The 20,348-nt window shown below is 69.4% G+C and carries 18 protein-coding genes; 2 read left to right on the top strand and 16 right to left on the bottom strand.

All coding sequences use genetic code 11. From position 1 onward, the window contains the following. Window positions 1-17 precede the first annotated feature (17 nt). Entirely contained in the window at window positions 18-356 is a 339-nt protein-coding gene (locus AB0I81_RS00675; protein WP_360647558.1) for a DoxX family protein, read from the top strand. A gap of 88 nt (window positions 357-444) precedes the next feature. Here AB0I81_RS00675 and AB0I81_RS00680 read toward each other — a convergent pair whose 3' ends face one another. The 8 genes from AB0I81_RS00680 to cysD form a co-directional block, all read right to left on the bottom strand. Further along, window positions 445-1,620, bottom strand: coding sequence for an ABC transporter permease (locus AB0I81_RS00680; protein ID WP_360647561.1), 1,176 nt, complete (start codon window positions 1,618-1,620; stop codon window positions 445-447). Then, window positions 1,620-2,306: an ABC transporter ATP-binding protein gene (locus tag AB0I81_RS00685; RefSeq protein ID WP_360647564.1), complete on the bottom strand. Its 687-nt coding sequence runs from the start codon at window positions 2,304-2,306 to the stop codon at window positions 1,620-1,622. Before AB0I81_RS00685 ends, AB0I81_RS00680 begins: the two co-directional genes overlap by 1 nt. Continuing rightward, on the bottom strand, window positions 2,299-4,125 hold the full coding sequence (locus AB0I81_RS00690) for a peptidoglycan-binding protein (protein ID WP_360647567.1): 1,827 nt from the start codon (window positions 4,123-4,125) through the stop codon (window positions 2,299-2,301). The genes AB0I81_RS00685 and AB0I81_RS00690 overlap by 8 nt, the downstream gene beginning before the upstream one ends. Window positions 4,126-4,181: 56 nt before the next feature. After that, a complete protein-coding gene (locus tag AB0I81_RS00695; protein ID WP_360647570.1) occupies window positions 4,182-5,069 on the bottom strand; it encodes a hypothetical protein in 888 nt (295 codons plus the stop codon). After that, complete coding sequence (locus tag AB0I81_RS00700) at window positions 5,066-5,404, bottom strand: PadR family transcriptional regulator (protein WP_360647573.1); 339 nt, start codon at window positions 5,402-5,404, stop codon at window positions 5,066-5,068. The genes AB0I81_RS00695 and AB0I81_RS00700 overlap by 4 nt, the downstream gene beginning before the upstream one ends. Before the next feature lie 39 nt (window positions 5,405-5,443). Next, window positions 5,444-6,304 carry a hypothetical protein gene (locus AB0I81_RS00705; protein WP_360647576.1) on the bottom strand — a complete coding sequence of 287 codons (861 nt, stop codon included), beginning with the start codon at window positions 6,302-6,304 and terminating at the stop codon, window positions 5,444-5,446. A gap of 486 nt (window positions 6,305-6,790) precedes the next feature. After that, the gene (gene cysC, locus AB0I81_RS00710) at window positions 6,791-8,626 is read right to left on the bottom strand and encodes an adenylyl-sulfate kinase (protein WP_360647579.1); all 1,836 of its coding nucleotides are present in this window, start codon (window positions 8,624-8,626) and stop codon (window positions 6,791-6,793) included. Window positions 8,627-8,634: 8 nt separating this feature from the next. Next, window positions 8,635-9,564, bottom strand: a complete 930-nt coding sequence (gene cysD / locus AB0I81_RS00715; protein WP_360650141.1) for a sulfate adenylyltransferase subunit CysD — start codon at window positions 9,562-9,564, stop codon at window positions 8,635-8,637. A 145-nt stretch (window positions 9,565-9,709) separates the two neighbouring features. Between cysD and AB0I81_RS00720 the strand changes: the two genes are divergently transcribed. After that, entirely contained in the window at window positions 9,710-10,309 is a 600-nt protein-coding gene (locus tag AB0I81_RS00720; protein WP_360647582.1) for a GNAT family N-acetyltransferase, read from the top strand. Window positions 10,310-10,465: 156 nt separating this feature from the next. Here the strand turns inward: AB0I81_RS00720 and AB0I81_RS00725 are convergent, their stop codons facing one another. The 8 genes from AB0I81_RS00725 to AB0I81_RS00760 form a co-directional block, all read right to left on the bottom strand. Beyond that, entirely contained in the window at window positions 10,466-11,080 is a 615-nt protein-coding gene (locus AB0I81_RS00725) for an ABATE domain-containing protein (protein ID WP_360647585.1), read from the bottom strand. 47 nt (window positions 11,081-11,127) lie between these two features. Next, a complete protein-coding gene (locus tag AB0I81_RS00730; RefSeq protein WP_360647588.1) occupies window positions 11,128-12,558 on the bottom strand; it encodes an MFS transporter in 1,431 nt (476 codons plus the stop codon). Continuing rightward, a complete protein-coding gene (locus AB0I81_RS00735; protein WP_360647591.1) occupies window positions 12,555-13,880 on the bottom strand; it encodes an aspartate kinase in 1,326 nt (441 codons plus the stop codon). Before AB0I81_RS00735 ends, AB0I81_RS00730 begins: the two co-directional genes overlap by 4 nt. An 84-nt stretch (window positions 13,881-13,964) precedes the next feature. Beyond that, the gene (locus AB0I81_RS00740; protein WP_360647594.1) at window positions 13,965-14,909 is read right to left on the bottom strand and encodes an acyl-CoA dehydrogenase family protein; all 945 of its coding nucleotides are present in this window, start codon (window positions 14,907-14,909) and stop codon (window positions 13,965-13,967) included. Continuing rightward, window positions 14,906-16,042, bottom strand: a complete 1,137-nt coding sequence (locus tag AB0I81_RS00745) for an acyl-CoA dehydrogenase family protein (protein ID WP_360647597.1) — start codon at window positions 16,040-16,042, stop codon at window positions 14,906-14,908. Before AB0I81_RS00745 ends, AB0I81_RS00740 begins: the two co-directional genes overlap by 4 nt. Further along, window positions 16,039-16,860 (bottom strand): thioesterase domain-containing protein, encoded by an 822-nt coding sequence (locus AB0I81_RS00750; protein WP_360647600.1) that lies wholly within the window; start codon window positions 16,858-16,860, stop codon window positions 16,039-16,041. Before AB0I81_RS00750 ends, AB0I81_RS00745 begins: the two co-directional genes overlap by 4 nt. Beyond that, window positions 16,857-20,153, bottom strand: coding sequence for an amino acid adenylation domain-containing protein (locus AB0I81_RS00755; RefSeq protein WP_360647603.1), 3,297 nt, complete (start codon window positions 20,151-20,153; stop codon window positions 16,857-16,859). Before AB0I81_RS00755 ends, AB0I81_RS00750 begins: the two co-directional genes overlap by 4 nt. A 17-nt stretch (window positions 20,154-20,170) precedes the next feature. Continuing rightward, complete coding sequence (locus AB0I81_RS00760; protein ID WP_360647606.1) at window positions 20,171-20,347, bottom strand: MbtH family NRPS accessory protein; 177 nt, start codon at window positions 20,345-20,347, stop codon at window positions 20,171-20,173. Window position 20,348 lies beyond the last annotated feature (1 nt).

The raw sequence follows: 20,348 nt of genomic DNA on the forward strand, positions 1-20,348 counted from the left end.
TGGATCGTCCTTGTGGCATGTATGTCGCCATTACGCTGCTGACGGCTACGGTCGTCGGCATGGCCGCCGTCGCCAATCTCGCCCGGCACCCCTACGGGCGGGCTCAGGCCGAAAGGCAAGGTGTTCCGGTCTCCTGGCAGGTCCCACTCGGGTTCGTGCTCGGGGCGGGTGCCGTCGGGCTGCTGGTGGGGCTGGCCGTGCCGGTGCTCGGGACCGTGGCCGCCGCCTGCCTCGTCGCCTATTTCGTGGTCGCGTTCGTCCCTGAGGTGCGGGCGCGCCCCCTGCGGCTCGGCCCGTGGGCCGTGTACTTCGTGCTGGCCGTGGCCTCGCTCGTCACGAGCCTGATCGCGCGGTGAACCACCCCCGGCCGATCAGAGCCGTGACGATTGCTGACGGTGGCTTGGACGGGCTGGGGCGATCACCATAACGCTGCTCACTCCGTCTTCAGCGGAGCGCGTCGACCGGTTCCATATGGGCGGCGCGAAGTGCGGGATAGAGTCCGGCCAGAAGGCCGACGACCGCTCCGGCCAGCGGCGCCGTCATGGCCAACGGCAGGTCGAGCACAGGTGTCCACTGCTTGGCCACCGACACACCGACGATCGCGACCACGCCGAGGCTGGCGCCGATCACCCCGCCGGTCAGCCCTGTCAGCGTCGACTCCAGCAGGAACTGGGCGGCGATGTGCCTGCGCGCGGCGCCCAGTGAGCGGCGCAGACCGATCTCGGCGACCCGCTCCATGACCGTGACCAGCGTGACGTTGGCGATGCCGACCGCGCCGACGACCAACGAGACCAGGCCGAGGATCAGGAACAGCGAGTTGACGTCGCTCTGCACACCGTCGCGCGCCCTCGTGGGCGACGGGGGCGCGATGACCTGAAGCAGGCTCTCGTTGCCGGGACTGAGCGCGAGCGGTGCCTGGCCCGCGATGAGGTCGGCGGCGCCCAGGCTGGTGTTGATGAGCACCCTGGTGACGTCCTTGATCCCGAACTGCCTGCCGATCGTCGGCGGGACCATGACCGCATTGCTGAGGTCGCGCTCCCTCTTCATCGCGCCGAGGATGCCGATGACGGTGTAGGCATGCTTGCCGAGGAAAATGGCCGGGGCACGCTCCAGCCGCGTGATGCCGAGTATCTCGGCCGCGTGCTCACCGACGACGACTACCTTGTCCTTGCGCGCGAGGTGTCCGGCATCGAAGAAGCGGCCCTCGATCATGCTTCCCTTGACCGCCTGGGGCAGGCTGGGGCTGGAGGCGACCACCGTGAGGGTCCGGTCGGTCACTCTCGCAGGGTCTACGATCTTGTTGGAACGCACGCTCAGGTTGGCGCTCTGCTTGCTTTCGGCGACGGCGGCCGCCGAGGTCACTCCTCGCAGCCTGACCACCTGGTCGATGGCATCCCATGGGACGATGGCCGTGCGATCCTCGGGGACCTCCACCGTGATCGTGGTGGCGGTCAGCTCGTCGAACCTGCCGACGATCTGGTTGCCCGCCGTGGCGGCGATCCCGAGTGTGACGACCAGTGTGGTGATGCCGAGTACGGTTCCCAGGGTGGTGAGCGCCGTCCTGACCGGGCGGGCCAGCATGCCGGCCACGGCCTCGTTCACCAGGTCACGAAGGTCCACTACTCCTCCGTCAGGATGCCGTCGGTGATCCGCACCCTGCGTTCGGCCCGGCCGCTGACCTCGGCCTCGTGAGTGATCACCACGATGGTCAACCCCTGGTCGCGCAGGTCGTCGAAGAGGGAGAGGATCGCGTCGGTGTTCTGGCTGTCGAGGTTGCCCGTGGGCTCGTCACACAGCAGCAGCGAAGGGCTGCCCATGAGCGCCCTGGCGATCGCCGCACGCTGCCGCTCCCCGCCCGACAGCCGGTCGGGCAGGAAGTCCACCCGGTGCGACAGACCGACACGGTCGAGCGCCGCCAGCGCTCTGGCCCTCCGGTGCTTGCGCCCGCGCTTGGTGGTGCCCTTCCGGTACACCTCGGCGAGCATCACGTTCTCCGCCACGCTGCGGTGGGACAGGAGGTGGAAGGACTGGAAGACGAAGCCGATACGGCTGCCGCGCAACCTGGTCCGCTCCCCGTCGCGCAGCGCGGTGGTCTCGATGCCATCCAACAGGTAGCTGCCCGAGCTGGGCCTGTCGAGCAGCCCGAGCACGTTGAGCAGCGTGGACTTGCCCGACCCCGAAGGGCCCATGATCGCCACGTAGTCGCTGGGGCGGACCGCGAGCGAGATCTCGGACAACGCGCGGACCGGCGGGTCGGCAGGGAACTCCTTGCTGACCGCGTCCAGGACGATGACGGGCTCAGGCACTGTTGACCACCACCCTGTCGCCCTCCTTGAGCCGGCCGGTGACCTCTACCTTGCCGTCGGCGGTCAGACCCGTGTGTACCTCGACGTCCTTGGTCTTGCCCGGCGCGTCCTCGACGCGTACCCGCGCCTTGCCGTCGGCCGAGGTGATCACCGCAGCCACCGGGACGACGAGCACCGCGCTGTCCGTCGCACCGACCGTCACCTTCGCGGTGACCGACGCGCCCGACAGCTTCCGCAGGCCCTTCTCCGACAGCGGGCTGATCAGCACCGGTTCCGAACTCATCCCGGGCGTTGTGTCGTCCTGTTTCTTCTCGCCGGTGGCCACCTTCGCCTTCTCGCCGAAGGCGATCAGCCGCGCGCGATGGGTCTTGCCCGCTTCGGTCTCGATGACCGCCTCCAGCCCTTCCTTGAGCAGGTCGGCCTCGGCGACCTCCACCGAACCCGTCACCACGAAGGACGAATTCGTCACGGTGGCGATCGCCTTGTCCACGGTCTCACCGGCCTTGACCCCGACCTTGCGCACGAGCGCGGGCAGCTTCGGCAAGAACACCAGCTCGCCCGGCGGAATCGTGGTCCCGTAGGTCCTCTTGAACTCGGCCATCAGCGCCTTGGCCGCGCTCACGTCCTTCTTGGCGTTGGCGACCTTGAGCTTGACGGGCGAGAGCCGGCGGGCCTGCCGCAACCCCTGCTCGGCGAGCGCGACAGCTTCCTTCGCGTCCCGCACGGCCTTGCCGAGCTCGGTCAGCTTCTTCTCGCGCGTCTGGAGCGCCTCCTCCTCGATCCGCTCGTAGGCGCTGTTCGCCGCCTCCAGGTCGGCCTGCGCGTTGGACACCTTCAGCTCCAGCAGGGTCGTGTCGGTGGGCTTCGGCGATGTGGGCACGGAAGCAGATGTGGGCACGGAAGCAGATGTGGGCACGGGAGCAGATGTGGGCACGGGAGCAGGGGTGACGGCGGCCGGTGTGCCGGGAGGCGTGCTCGGCTCGGATTTGTCATTCGCCGCCCTGGCCCCGGCCAGGTCCTGCTCAGCCTGCAGCAGTTTCTCCCTGGCCGCCCTGACGGCGGCGTCCGCGGCCTCGATCTTGGCGACGTCTTCGGTGGAATACCGCTGTGACTCGGCCTTTTCGAGGGCGAGCCGGGCCGCCTTCAGATCCGCCCTGGCGTTGGCGAGTTTCAGCTTCAGCGGCTGGACGTCGCTGCCCTGGTCGAGTGTCCTCTTCTCGGTGGCCAGCGTCTCCTCCGCTACCTGGATGGCCTTGCGCAGCGTGTCGAGCTGCTGCCGTGCCTCGAGTGTGGGCTGCTGGGCCTCGTAGCCCTTCTTCGCGTAGAACTTGGTGACCGCTGCGATGGTCGGCACGTCGAACACCCCCGTGATCCGCGTACCGAACCCGAGCCGACGCAGCGAGCGCTGAAGCTGCTTGACGTCGTCTCCCTTGGCGCCCGGGCTGATGGTGCGATGCATCGGCACCTTGCCCGACATAACGAACACGGGCCTGCCGTTCACCTCCATGAGGGCCCCGCCCTCGCTTACCTTGCCCGGTCGCGGGGCGCGGGTGACACGCTGGCCGGTGTCCGCGCCGCCGACGACCCCGGCCAGCGTGATCGGTTGCGGCGAGCCGTACTCGAGGGTGCCGTTGACCACGATCGTGCTGGTCAGCTTGATGCGCTCGACCGGCACAGTGACCAGCGAGGGCTTCGGCGGCTCACGGAGGGCCGCCTCGTCGGCGGGCGAGCGCAGCCTGGTGCTGACTCCCCAGCCGATACCGGCGATCACGATCACGCCGGCAACAGTGCCGATCAGCACCGTGCGGGGGGACTTCACGTCGGAACTCCTTGTATTCGGGCATGCCGAACAGAGCTCGTAGCCCTGCGGGCACGTTAGAGAAGGATGCGGTGCCTGGCGCGGAACGGCACGACGGCCGCCGCCAGCACCAGAACCACCAGCAGGGTCGCGTGCGCGACGTCCTGCCTGGTGACGTCCTCGATGCCTTCGCAAAGGGCGACGAGGGCGGGCACCGCATAGAGGCTCGCGGCGATCGCCCAGCGGGGGTCGGCCGTGAGGTGCCCGGCGACGGCGGCGCCGACCAGAAGCGTCACCTCCAGGCAGATCCTGGCCACAGCCGTCGGTGAGCCCGCGTCGATGTCGAGTGACGCGGGGACGGAACCGGCGACCAGCGGTACCGTGGCCAGCCACCACCACGAGTGGGTACGGGGCCTGCGGCGACTGGCCGCCAGGATCAGCAGGCCGCCGACGATCAGCACGTTGGAGGCCAACGGAGCGATCGGACCGCCGCTACCGTACAGCGCGGGCCCTGCCCACCACCCGTCGGGGAAGATCGGCAGCAACGTGGCGTCCAGCCACGGGCGCCCCATGGTGATCGCCGTCAACTTGACCGCGACGACCCCCGCGACGGGGAGTGCCGGCCAGACATGGCCGCGCAGGATGAGCAGCAATGCGGCAGCCGACAACGCCAGCCACAACGGGATACGACCGGCGTAGGGGATGAGCACCGCGAGGTTGAGGACGGCCAGCACCACGATGCCCTTGTGCAATCCGTCCGTCCAGGCGGCTCCCCGCGCCGCCGCGATGATGCGGGTACGGATCCCGCCCGTGATGAGAGCGAACGCCTCGCGCGCCGGAGGCAGTGCCTGCCCCGGCTTGGCACTGTCCAGCAGGATGCCGACGAGTTCCTCCAGGTAGTCGGCTCGGTAATCGTTGGGGTAGGCGCGCATCAACCAGCGATAACGTCGCTCGAGCGTGGTCATGCGAAGCTGGCTCCCAGACTGCGGGGCCTCAGGATCACGGAGGCCGCCTGCTGCATACGCCTGGCCTCGGCCCTGACCATGCCGTCGCCCTCGTCAGTGATTCTGAAGTAGCGCCGCTTGCGGCCGTTGAAGATCTCTTCACGCTCGATGGTGATGATGCCGTTGGCGGCCAGCCGGTCGAGGGCGCCGTAAAGGGTGCCGACGGGGAGCGTGATTCTGCCCTCCGAGAGGTCGACCACCTTCTTGATGATCGCGTGTCCGTGCAGCGGACCGTCCAAGAGCGCGGCGAGGACGAAGTAGGTCTGCTCGCTCAGACCGGGCGATCGCTTAGACATAACGGCAAACGTACTTCGCTCGACGAAGTATCGTCAAGCTCATGCCGGCCCCCCGTACTCCTGGTTCACCTTCGCTGAGATCTCCTCCGCTTTCGGCATGTACGCCGCGTAGAAGTCCTTGCCGCACTCAAGGTCGTCGAGCGCGACTTTGATTTCCTTGGTGAGGTACGGCCTGGCTTGTGCGGCCGTGAGCATGGGCTCGTAGAACTGGCCCTCGCCAAGCTTGCTGTCATCCACGTCGTCGGTCCTGGCCAGGTTCTCCACAATGGCGCGGACTTCGTCGTTGCCTCGCGTGGCCATGGCGGTCGGATTGGTCTTCGGCGCCCGGTAACCCTTGCCCCTCAGGCAGTCGGCCATGCTCACGGCCTTCTCCACCAGGACGGAATCGCCGTCGAGCGCGCGGCTCTTGGCCTGGGTCTTGGCCTTTTCCAACTGCTCGTAGTGGTCGACCGCCGACTTGACGACTTTGCCCGTGACCATTTTGATCGCGGCCACGTAGCAGGAGTTGTGGGCACTTGCGTACGCTTTGCGCTGCTGTTCGGACAGCGAGCTCTGGATCCGCCAGTTCGGGTTGACCTCCGGATTGTCCGGCTTGATCATCGGCGTTTCGAACTCGTTGGGGTAGATGTACACGGCGAAATGCCCGAAGCCGTACTTGGCCCGGACCGTCTTCATCGCCGCGTAGTCGCCGGCGTTGGCGGCCTTGCGCTCCGGGGTCAGCGCCTTGCCCTTCGCGACGAACGCGATGTACGTGAAACCCTTGCCCTTCATGCAGGTGGCCAGCTCCGCCTCTTTGCGCTGCTCCACTCCTTGGGGCGCGGCATTCGGCGCGGTCTCGGCCTTCGTCTCGGCGCACCCGGCGGCCAGGGCCAGGGCGAGGAAGATCGCGGCGCGCCTCATATCCCGGACTCCACGATGACGCGCGCTCGCAGCGCTGCCTGTTCACAATCGAACATGGGTTTAGAGCTCCTTGCCGCGCTCGGGTCGTTGAGCGCTGCTAATGGTTGGTTTTGGGCATGCTGTTGCCTTGGCAGAGGAATTCAGAGAAAGGCATGCTGTCTGTCATCAGGCGAGCGCCCGAGGAGATCTGCCCTACGTTGTCACAGGAATGTGCGGTGCCTCATTCCGGCGGTGAAGCACAGGAAATCCCTTGATGGATTGGCATGGAGAGAACCATACTTCGCCGCGCGATGTATGGTCAAGCGGAGCCCCTCCGAGATCTCCGCGGCGGCCGCCAATCGCGCCGGTTCCCGGTACGGGTGTCGACGACCGTGAGGACGATCCGCTGTAAGCCGGCTGCGTCGGGTTCAACGTCATCAAAGCGGCGTGGAGCGGGGTGAACCTAACCCGCGCAGAGCGTGCCCCTGAGCATGATGGTGGCCCTGTTCAGCGCGGATCATCCGTGATCCACCCGAACAGGGCGCACACCTCGTCCGTCACCTCATCGAGCGAAGCGGAGCCGTCGACCACCCGGTCGGGGTGCTCCGGCGGCTCGTACGCCTGGCCGTGCCCGGTCATGTTCGGCAGTGTGCCGGCCTTCGCCTGGGTGTAGAGGCCCTTCGGATCCCGGCGCGCGCACACCTCGGCCGGGGTGTTCACCCAGACCTCGGCGAAGTCGCCCGCCCGGAACAGGCTCCTGGCCACCGCACGGTCCGTCCGGAACGGCGAGACCAGCGCGACGATCACGATCAGCCCGGCGTCCAGCAGGATGCGGGCCAGCTCGGCGACCCGGCGCACGTTCTCCGCGCGATCGCCGGGGGTGAACCCAAGGTCCTTGTTCAGCCCGCTTCGCACGTTGTCGCCATCGAGCACGTACGTGTGCAGCCCCATGGCGTGCAGCCGCCGCTCCACCGCGTTGGCGATCGTCGACTTGCCGGCGCCCGGCAGGCCGGTCAGCCACAACACCTTGGCCTGCTGCCCCTTCAGCCGTTGCCGCGCGTCGCGATCGACGGTGTACGCGTGCGGGACGACGTTGCGCCCGCGCCGCAGCGCGTGCCGGACCATGCCGGCCGCCACGGTCTCCTTGCTGACCCGGTCCACGAGCAGGAAGCTGCCCGTGTCCCGGCACTCCCGGTAGCCGTCCAGGCAGACCGGGGTGTCGGTGGCCAGTTCGACCGTGCCGATGTCGTTGAGGCCGAGGGTACGCGCGGCGAGCTGCTTGCCGGAGACCACGTCCAGCCGGCCGCGCACGGAAGTGACCATGGCGGGCACGGTCTGCGGCCCGGCCAGCAGCAGGTATGAGCGGCCGTGTCGCAGCGGCTCCTCGGACGTCCAGACCAGCATGGCGGAGTACGCCTTCGCGGGAGCGAGAGCGCCCGGCCTGGTCAGCAGGTCTCCGCGCCGCACGTCTACGTCGTCGGCCAGCGTCACCGTCACCGGGGTCCCGGGGCATGCCTCGTCGAGCGGGCCGCCGCCGGGGCCGAGCAGCCGGTCGATCGTCGACTCGACGCCGCTGCCGGCCACCGCGACGGGATCGCCCGGCCGGACCGGGGCGCCTGCCACCGTACCCGCGAAACCGCGGAAGTCGTCCGCCCGGATCACGTACTGGACGGGCAGCCGGTATTCGGCCGGTGTCCGGGCCCGGCCGGACGGTTCCCAGGCCGTGAGCGCGCCGAGCAGGGTCGGCCCGTCGTACCAGGGCAGATTCGGCGATGGCTCGACGACGTTGTCACCGCTGAGCGCGCTGGCCGGGATCACGTCCGCCGCCATGTCGAGGCCGGTCGCCGCCGCCAGCACCTCGCCCGCGAGCTTGTCGAACACCGCCTGGTCGTAGTCCACCGCGTCGAGCTTGTTGACCACCGCGATGACGGCCCGCACGCCCATCAGCGCGCAGATCGTCAAGTGCCGGTGGGTCTGCTCGCGGACCCCTTTGCCGGCGTCCACGAGGAGCACGGCGACGTCCGCGGTGGACGCCGCGACCGCCATGTTGCGGGTGTACTGCTCGTGCCCGGGGGCGTCGGCGATGACGACCCGGCGCCCGGACGGCAGGTCCAGGAAGCGGTGGGCGACGTCGATGGTGATGCCCTGCTCGTGCTCTGCCTCCAGTCCGTCGGTCAGCAGCGAGTAGTCCACCGCCCCGGCCGCGATCGTGGAACCGCCTCGCCTGGTCCGCCGCGCATAGTCGAGCTGATCCTCCGTGGCGCCGCCGGTGCCGGCGAGCAGCCGGCCGATCAGGGTGGACTTGCCGTCGTCGACCGAGCCGCACGCGATCACTCGAAGCATCGAGATCATCAGAAGTACCCCTCCGACTTCTTGCTCTCAATGGATGTGCCGCCCTCACCGTCGATGAGCCGGCCGGCGCGTTCGGACCTGCGGTCGAGCCGCATCTCGTCGATGACCTCGTCGACGTTCTCGGCCTTCGACTCGATGGCCGAGGTCAGCGGGTAGCAGCCGAGGGTGCGGAACCGCACGCGGCGCGGCCGCGGCCGCTCGCCGGGCGACAGCGGTAGACGGTCGTCGTCCACCATGATCAACGAGCCGTCGCGCTCGACGACCGGGCGTGGCGCGGAAAAGTACAGCGGCACGACCGGGATGTCCTCCCGCCTGATGTAGCGCCAGACGTCCAGCTCCGTCCAGTTCGACAGCGGGAACGCCCGCATCGACTGGCCGTCGGCCAGTTCGGTGTTCGCCCACCACCAGAACTCCGGACGCTGCGAGCGCGGCTCCCAGCGATGGCCGGGCTCACGGAGGGAGAAGATCCTCTCCTTGGCGCGCGACCGTTCCTCGTCGCGCCGCGCGCCGCCGATCGCCGCGTCGAATCCGCCGTCATCGAGCGCCTGGCGCAGAGTGACGGTCTTCATGATCCGCGTGTACTCGTGCGCGCCGTGGGTGAACGGCGTCGCCCGCTCCGGGTTGGTGTGCACCCGCAGGTCGAGCCCCAGCCGCCGGGCCGTATCGTCCCTGAAGGCGATCATCTCGCGGAACTTCCAGCCGGTGTCGATGTGCACCACGGGGAACGGCATCCGGCCGGGCGCGAACGCCTTGATCGCCAGATGCAGCAGCACCGAGGAGTCCTTGCCGATCGAGTAGAGCAACACCGGCCGGCGAAACGCGCCGGCGACCTCGCGCAGTATGTGGATCGCCTCGGCTTCGAGTATGTCCAGGACGTCTTCTTCGGCCACGTCACGGCCCTCCGTCGTCGTCGTCGCTCGCCAAGAAATGTGGCTCGGCCACAGCACCTTGGCTGCCGTGCTGCCCCCAAGTAACCTATAAAAACACCATAACGGTTATTTTCCGGGTGAGTAGTCATGCCATCCGGGGAAGAGGAGAACGCCCAAGCCTTCCAACCAGATTGGCGGTGCGGCGATGAACGCTCGCGGCAAGCAGAAAGCGTCCGGGTCCCTGACGGTCAAAGAGCTGTCCAAGAAGACCTGGAGCGACTTCGAGGCGGTTCTCGGAAACAACGGAGGTGCCCGCGGCTGCTGGTGCATGCACTGGCGCCTGTCCATCGCGGAGTGGATGGAGGGAAAGGGTGAGGGGAACAAGAAGGCCATGAACCGCCTCGCCCAGCGCGAACCGGCGCCCGGCGTCGTCGTCTACCAGGACGATACGCCGGTGGCATGGTGCTCGGCCGGGCCACGTTCCTCGTTCCCGAGGTTGGAGCGCTCGCCGCTCCTCGCGAGCATCGACGACGAGCCGGTCTGCGCGATCGCGTGCGTCTTCGTCCACAAGAAGCATCGTGGCTCCGGGCTGCTGCCGGCCCTTCTCGAGGCCGTCTGCGACTATGCGGCGTCCGCGGGTTACACGACCGCCGAGGGCTACCCGGTCGAGCCCGCCGCCGGGAAACGCGCGGGCGCGGACACGGCCATGACGGGAATAGCCAGCGCCTTCCTCGACGCCGGATTCTCCGAGGTGGCCCGCCCCCGTAAGGATCGGCCGATCATGCGGCGGAAGCTCGGCAAATAGACGCCGGCGTCGTCAGGGCCGATCATGCGGCGGAAGCTCGGCAAATAGACGCCGGCGTCGTCAGGGCCGATCATGCGGCGGAAGCTCGGCAAATAGATGCCGGCGTCGTCAGGGCCGATCATGCGGCGGAAGCTCGGCAAATAGACGCCGGCGTCGTCAGGGCCGTTCAGCGTTGCGTCCGGCCTGACGATGCCGGCGCGCTTTCTCGCGGTTCCCGCAAATGCTCATGGTGCACCAGCGGCGACGTCCGCCGCGCGAGGAGTCCAGGAACAACCAGCCGCATCTCCCGCAGGCTCTGATCCGGTCGGGCGGAAGCGTGAACACCGCCTGGACCACCAGCAGGGACAGAGCCGCGGGAATGGCCCCCGGCGCCGACCAGTCCACCGTAAGGCGGTCGAGCGCGGCATTGATCCGCTGAACCTGGTCGGCCCGCACTCCGTTTCCGGCCCGTCGCAGAAGAGCGCCGAAAGGCGCGGCCGGCGCCGGCTGACCATGGGCGATCGCGCTGAACACGGCCCACGCCTGTTCACGGACGGCCCGAACCTCTGGGACGAGACCGCTCACGGACGCCTCCGCCAAGGGCGGGACCTCCTCGAACAGGCCCGCGGACGCGCACCACGTCACAATGTCGGCGGGTGTTCTCAGCAGTTCGCCGTCCTCCGCCGGCCGCGTGCGATCGAAGACGGTATTCGCGAGGTCCAGGACCGGATGGCCGCCGATGAAATGAGCGTCCAGCCAAAGCGTCTGAGCCTTGCCGGCAAGAGTAACCATTCTACCCAATCTAAATGGTTTCTCTTTATTTGGCCAGCAACTTAGGTCTACGTGACTTCTCCCATGAACCGTTTCCTGAGCAGGAGCGTCGCGATGATCGCCCCGACCGCGAACACGACCGAGCACCAAAGAGCCCAGCGCCAGCCCTCCAGGGTGGCGGCGGCGCCACCGGAAGCCGCGGCGAAGTGGGCGGCCACCGAGGTCACCACGCCCACGCCCACCGCCAGCCCGAGCTGCTGGGAGACGTTGATCAGCGCGCCGGCCGTGGCCTGCCGCCCCTCCTCGGCGCCGTTCGTGCCGGCGATACTCGTCGTGATCAGGGCGATGATGTGGCCGAAGGCGTTCACGGAGGTGCCGATCAGGACGAGAGCGAGCCCGTAGTCCTCCGGCAGGCCCACCATGATGAGAATGCCGGCCGTCTCGATGACGATCCCGGAAAGGAGAACCCGGTAAAGCCCGAAGCGCTCGACAAGCCGGCCCGCGTAAATTCCGGTGACGATCGCGATCGCGCCGGAGACCGAGAACATCAAGCCGGTCGGCAGCGCGCCCAGACCGAGATGGGTCTGCAGGTAGAGGGTGAGAATGAACAACATTCCACCGTAGGAGCAGATCAGCAGCACGTTGACCAGGTTGGCCGCGCCGATGGCGGCTCTGCGGAAAATGGAGATCGGCACCAGGGCGTTCTCCTTGCGGGACTCCACCCAGCAGAAAAGGGCGGCGGCAGGCACCGCGATCACGGCGGAGAGCAGAATCGGAGCCGACGTCCAGCCGTACTCCTCTCCTTCGGTGAGCGCGAACACCAGCGCGACCATGCCCAGAGTCGCCAGGGCGACGCCGGCGAGGTCGAGGTGGCGGGAGGCGTGCCGGTCCCGGCTCTCATCGAGACAGGCCCTCGCGAGCAGCCAGAAAGCCAGGACAAGGGGCACGTTGATCAGGAAGACGGAGCGCCAGCCGGCATATTCGGTGAGCACTCCCCCGAGGACCATGCCGGCCACGAATCCCGCCGACAGCGCCGACCCGTAAATGCCGAGAGCACGTTCGCGTGGCGGTCCTTCGGGAATGGCCGCCTGGAGCAGCCCCAGACCCGCAGGAGCGATGAATGCGGCGGCGACCCCCTGCAGGGCGCGGCCCGCGATGAGCGTTTCCGGCGACCAGGCCAGGCCCGCGAGGAGCGAGGCGAGCAGGAAACCGGCCAGGCTCCAGAGGAAGACGCGCTTCCTTCCGTACAGATCGGCGATCCTGCCCCCTAGGAGCAGGAAACCGCAGAAGGCGAGGGGGTAGGCGGAAAGAACCCAGGCGACGCCGCCCCCCGAGGAGAAGTCCATGGACGCGCGAATGCTCGGGGCGGCGACATTGATGATCGAATAGTCGAGAGCGACCAGGAACTGTGTGCCGCAGATGACGGCGAGTTGCCAGAACTGCCGGGATCGGAATTTACTCTCGGCCCTTTCCGCCGCGGGTGGCGATGCTTGCTTCATGGCGCATTCCTTTCGCTTCTGCCGGCGTACCCGCCGTACTGCAGGGCGGGGGGCCGGCCTGGGCGCTGGGATCTCGGTGCGGGCGCGTGGCGGTGATCTTGGTGCGTGTGGGCGTCCGTGAGCGCGCCGGAGCCGAGAAACATGCGGTGAAGGTGTGTTACGGCATGCAGGACGTCGTGCTCGGCACACGTGAGGGAGATGCGCCGGGCATGGACGGTCATGTCCCGTACGGTGACGCCGTGGATCTTGAGCGTGTCCAGCAGAAGCCGCACCTGGGGATGGTGGGTGCAGAAACCGTGGCCCACCAGCGACACTCTCGCCATGGGCCCGGACCAGTGGCGGCCGGTGAGGGCCTTGGCGGCGTGCAGGCCGGCCAGCACCTCGTCGATCCGGTCCCGGTCGGTGGCGTTCACGATGAGCCGCAGCGAACCGGCGGTGTCGCCGAGCAGGTCCACGGGCGTCATCGGATCGGCCAGCGCGGCGGCGATCGCGGTCAGGGCGGCAGGGTCGACTCCGTCGAGCCGGCAGCGGAGCTGACCGGTCCGGTGGGCCACGCCGACGGCGGTGAACCGCTCGCCGTCGAGGGGGACGGCCGGGCAGAGGCGGGTCACCCAGGTGCCGGCGGTCTCGGCCATGCTGGACCGGACGTGGAGGGGAACGCAATGGGTGCCGGCGTACTCCACGCTGGACTGGGCGAGCACCGTGGCGCCGCAGGCGGCCAGCTCGGCCATGTCCTCGTAGGAGAGGTGGTCCAGTTTGCGGGCGTCGGCGACGTGCCGCGGATCGGCCGTGAACACGCCCTCGACATCGGTGAAGATCTCGCAGGACTGGGCCCGGAGCGCCGCCGCCAGGGCGACGGCGGTGGTGTCGGAGCCGCCCCGGTCCAGGGTGGTGAGCTCGCCGCTGCCGGCGGCGATGCCCTGGAAACCGGTCACCACGGGGACGAGGCCGGTCTGGAGGCATTCACGGATGCGTACCGGATCAACGTTGACGATTCGGGCGCACCCGTGCACTCCGTCGGTGAGGATGCCGCCGTCGCGGGCGCTGAACGAGCGGGCGGGCACGCCCCGTTCGTGCAGTGCCAGGGCGAGTGCGGCGGCGGATGCCTGTTCACCGGTGCTGAGCAGGAGGTCCAGCTCCCGCTCGTGTGGCGTGTCGGTGAGGTCGCGCGCCAGGTCGAGCATGGTGTCCGTGGTCCTGCCCATCGCGGAGACCACGGCGACCACGGACCCGTCCGCGGCGGCGATGCGCTCCGCCGCGCGAGCGATCTTGTTCGGATCACCCAGTGATGTTCCGCCGTACTTGTGGATCACCAGGTCCATCGGTTCACTCCAGGGCCGAATGGTTTCTTGCGACCTGCCCGGCAGGTTTCTCGCGAACTGCCCGGCCGGTCGCCGCGCCTTCTGTCACCAGCTCTCGTGCCGTAGCTGTGACGGTGTGCCGAGTCGCCCCGATTCGACCGCCGCCCGCCGGTAGTAAAGCTGGGCGTCGTTGTCGGACCGCATGCCCGCGGCACCGTTGACCTGCATGGTGTGGGTCGTGACAGTACGGGCCAGATCCGCGGCCGCCGCCAGGTCGGCCGCCGCGTGCGCGGCCGCGTCGCGATCGTGGACCAGCAGGCGCGTCGCGTCGATGTGCATCGACAACTCGCTGAGCCGGAACGCCACGCCCTGGAATTTGCCGATGGGCTGGCCGAACTGGCGGCGCGTCCGGGCGTGCTCGACGGCGTGGTCGAGGGCCGCCTGGGCGAGACCCACCAGGTACGCCGCCTGACGCACCCGCGCGCCGGCCAGCGCCGCCGCCCAGCCGGTGCCGGCCCACGCGGCCACGGGGGTGCCGGCGAACTCGACCTCGTACGCCTCGCCCCGGCCCGTCTCCTCGTAGCGCCGCATCGTGATGGACGGATGGCCGGCGCGTACGAGCGCCAGGCGCGGTTCACCGGTGTCGCCCACGACGAAGTGGTCCACCTCCGCCGCGAAGCCGACGAAGGATCGCCGTGCGGAGATCGCACCGTCCCGCTCGGAGAGGGGCTCGGGCGCGACCGCCAGCGCCACCGGCGCCTGGCCGATGGCGTCGTTCCCGAACAGTTCGCGCGCGGTGAGCGTGTCGAGCAGCGGCCCCTGATACAGCACCGACCCGAGCAACTCGGCCAGCCGCACCGCGCCGGCGGCATCGAGCGCGCCGAGCGCACCGAGCCCGGCCAGCCCCTGCCACACCATGGCGCGGACCTCGCGACGGTCGTCGTCGCCGTCGCCGTCCTCCGCACGCGGCCGATCGGCCATCCGCCGTACCAGCGGCGCCAGGTCCTCATCGAAGAAGCCGGCGATCGTCGTGGTCTCCACTGCGTTCATGACGGCAGCCCCAATTTCGAGGTGGCGACAAAGAAGAGCATGATCTCCGAAGAGCCCTGGGCGAGCGTGAGCCCCGGAGCCTCCCGGAACGCGGCGTCGAAGACGCCGTCGGCGATCGCCGCGGGGTCGCGTGCGTCCAGCAGCGCCCGTGGCCCGAGGAGCTCGACCGCCGCCACCGACACTTCCTTGGCCGTCTCCGACGTGTACCACTTGGCGGTCGCCGAGTGCACTTCGTCGGGCCGGCCGTCGCGCAGGTTGGCCACACACCGCCAGGCCAGCAGCCGCGCCGCGCGTACCCGCGTCTCCAGTTGCACCAGCCGCTCCGCGCAGTCGGGCGGCGCGTGCTCGCGCAGCGCGGCCAGCGTGCGCTCCGCCTTGGCGGAGTGGTCCAGGCCGGTACGCTCCAGCGGCAGCACCTTGCCCAGCACCTGCCACCCATCGTCGGGCTCGCCGAGCACGTTCTCGGGCCCGACCCGGATCCCATCGAGCGTCACCAGGTCGAACCGCTCTTCGGACAGGTTCCACACCGGCTCGATGACCACGCCGATGCTCTGCAGCGGAACCAGGAACAGCGTGATCCCGGCGAAGTTCACCGGTCCGGCCGACGTGCGGGCCGCGCACAGCGCGAAATCACTGTGCTGCGCCTTCATGTTGTAGATCTTCCGGCCGGACAGGCGCCAGCCGTCGCCGTCCGGCTCGGCGCGCGTGGTCAGTGACGCCAGGTCGGATCCGACGTCCGGCTCGCTGAACAGCACGTTGGCCGTGCTCTCGCCGCGGGCCAGGCCGGGCAGGTACCGCTCCTTCTGCTCCGGTGTGCCGAACAGGTGGATGGCGTTCCCGACGATGTCGATGCCCAGCGAGTGCACGTTCTCGGGCACGCCGTGGCGGATCATCTCCTCGGTGAGAATCGCCTTCTCCACGATCGTGGCGCCCGCTCCGCCGTAACGCTCGGGCCAGTTGATCGCGAGCCAGCCGAGCTTGCCCAGCCGCCGATGCACGTCGAGCAGGCCGCTCTCCTGCCCGAACGGCATCCGCCGGGACTCCGCGATCTCCGCGCGTACCGCGTCCTCGCGCAGCAGCGCGCGGACCTCTTCCCGGAAGTCGTCCTGTTCCGGCGTGAAGGCCGGCATCATCGGGAACTCACCTCGCTCAATCTGGCGCGCATGGCCTCCGCCAGCGCCTCGATGTGTGGGGGTCGCAGCATGGTGTAGTGGTCGCCGCGTACCACCTGGATCTCGTCGGCGTAGGGCCGCCAGCGGCCGATCCTTTCCGGCCCGGAGTCCTCGGCGCACAGCAGCACCACCCGCCCGTCCACCCTGGACGGGCGGAACATCAGGAGCGCGCGGACGTTCGCGGCGAACACCGGGAACCGCTCGGCCATCTCGGCCTCGCTCGGTTCCGCGCCCATGGCCGCGACGTCGGCGGCGAACCACGTCCTCAGCTCGTCGTCGCCGGGACGGGCGGGCGCGTCCGGGATGGCGGTGTCGAGCGCCAGCGTCAGCGCGACCTCGCCGTCCTGGCGCGCCATTTCGAGTGCCACCGCACCGCCGACCGACCAGCCGCCCACCAGCAGCGGCCCATCGGGCCGAAACTCCCGGACCGCGGCCAGATAGGTGGCCGCCAGGGCGGCCAGCGGCCGTTCCCCGACAGTGCCCCCGACAGTGCCCCCGACCGTGCCACCGACCGTGCCACCGTGCAGGCCCGGATCCTCCAGTGCGTAGACGGGCTGGTCGTCGCCCAGCAGCGCGGCCAGCGCGACGTAGGGCGCCACCGAGCCGCCGGCCGCGTGCACGAGGAACAGCGGCGGCTTCGTGCCCGCCGGCCTGAGCGGCACCAGAGGCGACGCCGGCGGCCGTCCCTCCGGCGGGGCGGAGCGCAGGGCCTCCTCCCGTTTGCGCCGCAGCCGGAGGTACAGCAGCTCGCGCCGCTTCTCTTCCAGGAAGGCGGTCATCGGCCGGGCTCCTTCAGCAGCCGATCGATCTCCTCTTCCGGCAGATCGGCGACCTGCGCCTCCAGCCGCGCCACCTCGTCCTCGCCCAGCAGCGCGCGCTGCGCGTCGTCGATCTGGGCGGCGAACTGGCTGAGCAGCGGGTAGCTGAACAGCCGCCGCGGATCGAGCGTCACCTGGAAGGCGTCGCGCACCCGCGAGATCATCTGCGTCACCTGCAGGGAGTTGCCGCCGAGGACGAAGAAGTTGTCCTGCGCGCCGACGCTGCCGGGGTCGAGGCTCAGCAGGCTCTGCCAGATCTCGGCCACCCGGCGCTGCGTCCCGGTCGTCAGCTCGACCTGTCCCGCGCCGCCGTCGGGGCGCGGATCGGGCAACCGCGCGTGGTCCATCTTTCCGGTCGAGGTCAGCGGGAGCCGCTCCAGCCGGACGTAGTCGGTGGGCACCATGTGCAGGGGCAGCAGCCCGCTCAGGTGTTCGCGCAGCTCGTCCTGCTCGAACTCGCCGACCACGTACGCGGCCAGCCAGGCCGCGGGCGTGCCCGCGTCGCGTATGGTCACGACGCACTGCCGCACCCCGGCGAAACTCTCGATGGCGTGCTCGATCTCGCCGAGCTCCACGCGCAGCCCGCGCAGCTTCACCTGGCGGTCGACCCGGCCCAGGAACTCCAGATTGCCGTCGGCGTTCCAGCGCACCAGGTCGCCGGTGGCGTACATGCGCTCGCCCGGCGTGACGGCGAACGGGTCGGGCAGGAACTTCTCGGCGGTCTGGTCGGGCCGGCCGAGGTAGCCGATGGCCAGACCGGCGCCCGCCATGTACAGCTCGCCGGGAATGCCGACCGGCACCGGACGCAGCGCCTTGTCCAGCACGTACGCCCGCTGGTTGGCCATCGCCCGGCCGATGGGCGGCGGCCCGTCCAACGGCTCCGGCGGGCACAGGTAGTCCACGCACGTGACCGTGACCTCCGTCGGCCCGTATCCGTTGTGGAACTCGCGCCCCGGCTTGCTCCACCGGTTGACCAGGTCGGCGCCGAACGGCTCCATGCCGATGAAGCACACCCGCAGATCGTCCAGCGCGGAGGGATCGAGCAGCCCCAGCACCGCGGGCGGAATGTCCACCATCGTCACCCGCTCGCCGGCCAGCAGCCGCTGCAGCGCCTCCGGGTCGAGCAGTTCGGAGCGCGGCGCGCCCACGATGGTCCCGCCGGCGGTCAGCGTCGAGAACACGTCGGACACGCTCACGTCGAAGGCGGGGTTGGAGAACTGCAGGATCCGGTCGTCCGGCGTCACCGAGAACATCCGCTGGAAGGTGGTGCAGAAGTTCACCACGGCCCGGTGGGGGACCATGACGCCCTTGGGGGTTCCGGTCGAGCCCGAGGTGTAGATGACGTACGCCGTGTCCTCCTGCGCGACCTGCACCGAAGGACCCGAGGCCGGCCGCCCGTCGAGCGCGTCCGTGTCCAGCAGGATCCGTCCCACCTCCGCGGGCACGCGGTCGGCGAGATCCGACGTCGTCACCACCGCCGCCACGTCGGCGTCCTCCAGCTGGTACGCCAGCCGCTCGGGCGGGTACTGCGGGTCGAGCGGCAGCCAGGCCCCGCCCGCCTTGAGCACGCCGAGTTCGGCGGCCGGCAGGTCGAAGCCGCGTTCGAGCAGGACGCCGACCACGCGCCCCGGCGCCACCTTGAACTCCTCGACGAGCGCGTGCGCCAGCCGGCCGGACCGCTCATCCAATTGCCGGTAGGTCAGGTCCGCTCCGGCGAAACGCATCGCGACCGCGTCGGGCCTGTCCGCCACGCGCGCCGCGAACAGCTCGTGCAGCAGCCGCCCGTCGAGCTCACCGGCCGGGGGATTCCATTCGGTGAGCACGTGCAGGTATTCGTCGTTGGGCATGATGTCCAGCGCGTCCACCCGGGCGTCCGGCCTGGACAGCGCGTCGGACATGACCGTGGCGAAGTGTTCCACCAGCTGTTCGACCCGCTCGTGGTCGAACAGCTCGGAGGAGTACTCGATCCACACGCCCAGCCCGCCGTCCGGCAGGTCGTTGATCTGGAACGTGATGTCGAAGCGGGTCGTGCCCGGCTGCGGGGTGAGCATCTCGACCTCGACGCCGGGCAGGCGCCAGCGCGCGATCATCGGCTCGGGAAGCAGCGTGAACAGGTGCGCGACCAGCGGGTTGCGCCCGGGCAGCCGCTCCGGCTTGAGCTCCTCCACCAGGCGGCCGAACGGCACGTCCTGGTGGGCCATCGCCTCCAGGATGTTGTCGTTGGCGGCCTGCACCAGGTCACGGAACACGGGATTCCCGTCGAGGTCGCCGCGGACCGCCACCGTGTTGGCGAAGAATCCCATCATGGGCTCGGTCTCCGAACGTGTCCGCCCGGACAGGACAGAACCGAGCCCGATGTCGTTCTGGCCGGTGTAGCGGTTCAGCACGACTTGGTACCCGGCCATCGTCAGGGCGAGCAGGGAGACGCCCTCGGCCCGGGCCAGTTCGCGGATCTTCCGCGCGAGATCGTCGGGCAAGCGGGCCTCGTGGATACGGCCCGCCCCGGTGGGCGCCGACGGGCGCTGCCGGTCGGTGCGCCACTCCAGCGGCTCCATTCCGTCCAGCGCGGAGTGCCAGTAGCCGATCTGCTTGGCCGGCTCCTCGCTGAGCAGCCAGAGCCGCTGCCACGCCGCGAAGTCGGCGGGCTGCAGGGCCAACTCGGGGAACTCCGCGCCGCCCGGGTCGCTGTAGCGGGCGGTCAGCTCCTCGGCGAACTGGCGCGAGGACCATCCGTCGATGACGATGTGATGCCAGACGATGGACAGCACGTGGTCATCGGGGCCCAGGCGCAGCAGGGCGAACCGGTACGGCGGGTGGTTGCGCAGGTCGAACTCCTCCCGCACCTGCCCGTCGATCCAGTCCTGCACCGACTCCTCGGTCCCGTCGCTCACCGGCAGGTCCCACGTCTCGGGCGGCGGATCGACCCGCTGGAAGGGCACGCCGTGCTCGTCGCCGAACCGGGTGCGCAGGCTCTCGTGCCGCGCGACTATCCCGCGCAGCGCCTCGGACAGCGCGCCCACGTCGAGCGGGCCGCGCAGGCGCATCGCGAACGGCACGTTGTAGACCGGTGCGCCCGCGACCATCTGGTGCAGGAACCACAGGAAGCGCTGCTGCTCGGCGATGGCCATCTTGTCCGTACGCGGGACGGCGACGATCCGCTCCCGTTCGGCCTTCTCCGCCACCCGCTGGCGGACCTTCCGCTCCAGCAGGGCGCGCCGGATATCGGCGACATTTCTGTTATCGGGGGTGGACATGATCTCGCTCTCCTCCTTCACCGTCGCACGCTCAGCGGACGCAGATCGGTCCACACCCGAGCGACATGTTCCAGGCATTCGTCCTTGCCGCCCTCGACGCCGGCCGCGCGCCAGCCGGTCGGAATCTCCCGGCCGGCGGGCCAGATCGAGTACTGCTCCTCGTGGTTGATGACCACGGTGAATCGCTCTTCCATG

Origin of the sequence: Nonomuraea sp. NPDC050404 (assembly GCF_040655495.1) — a bacterium.
GTDB lineage: Bacteria > Actinomycetota > Actinomycetes > Streptosporangiales > Streptosporangiaceae > Nonomuraea.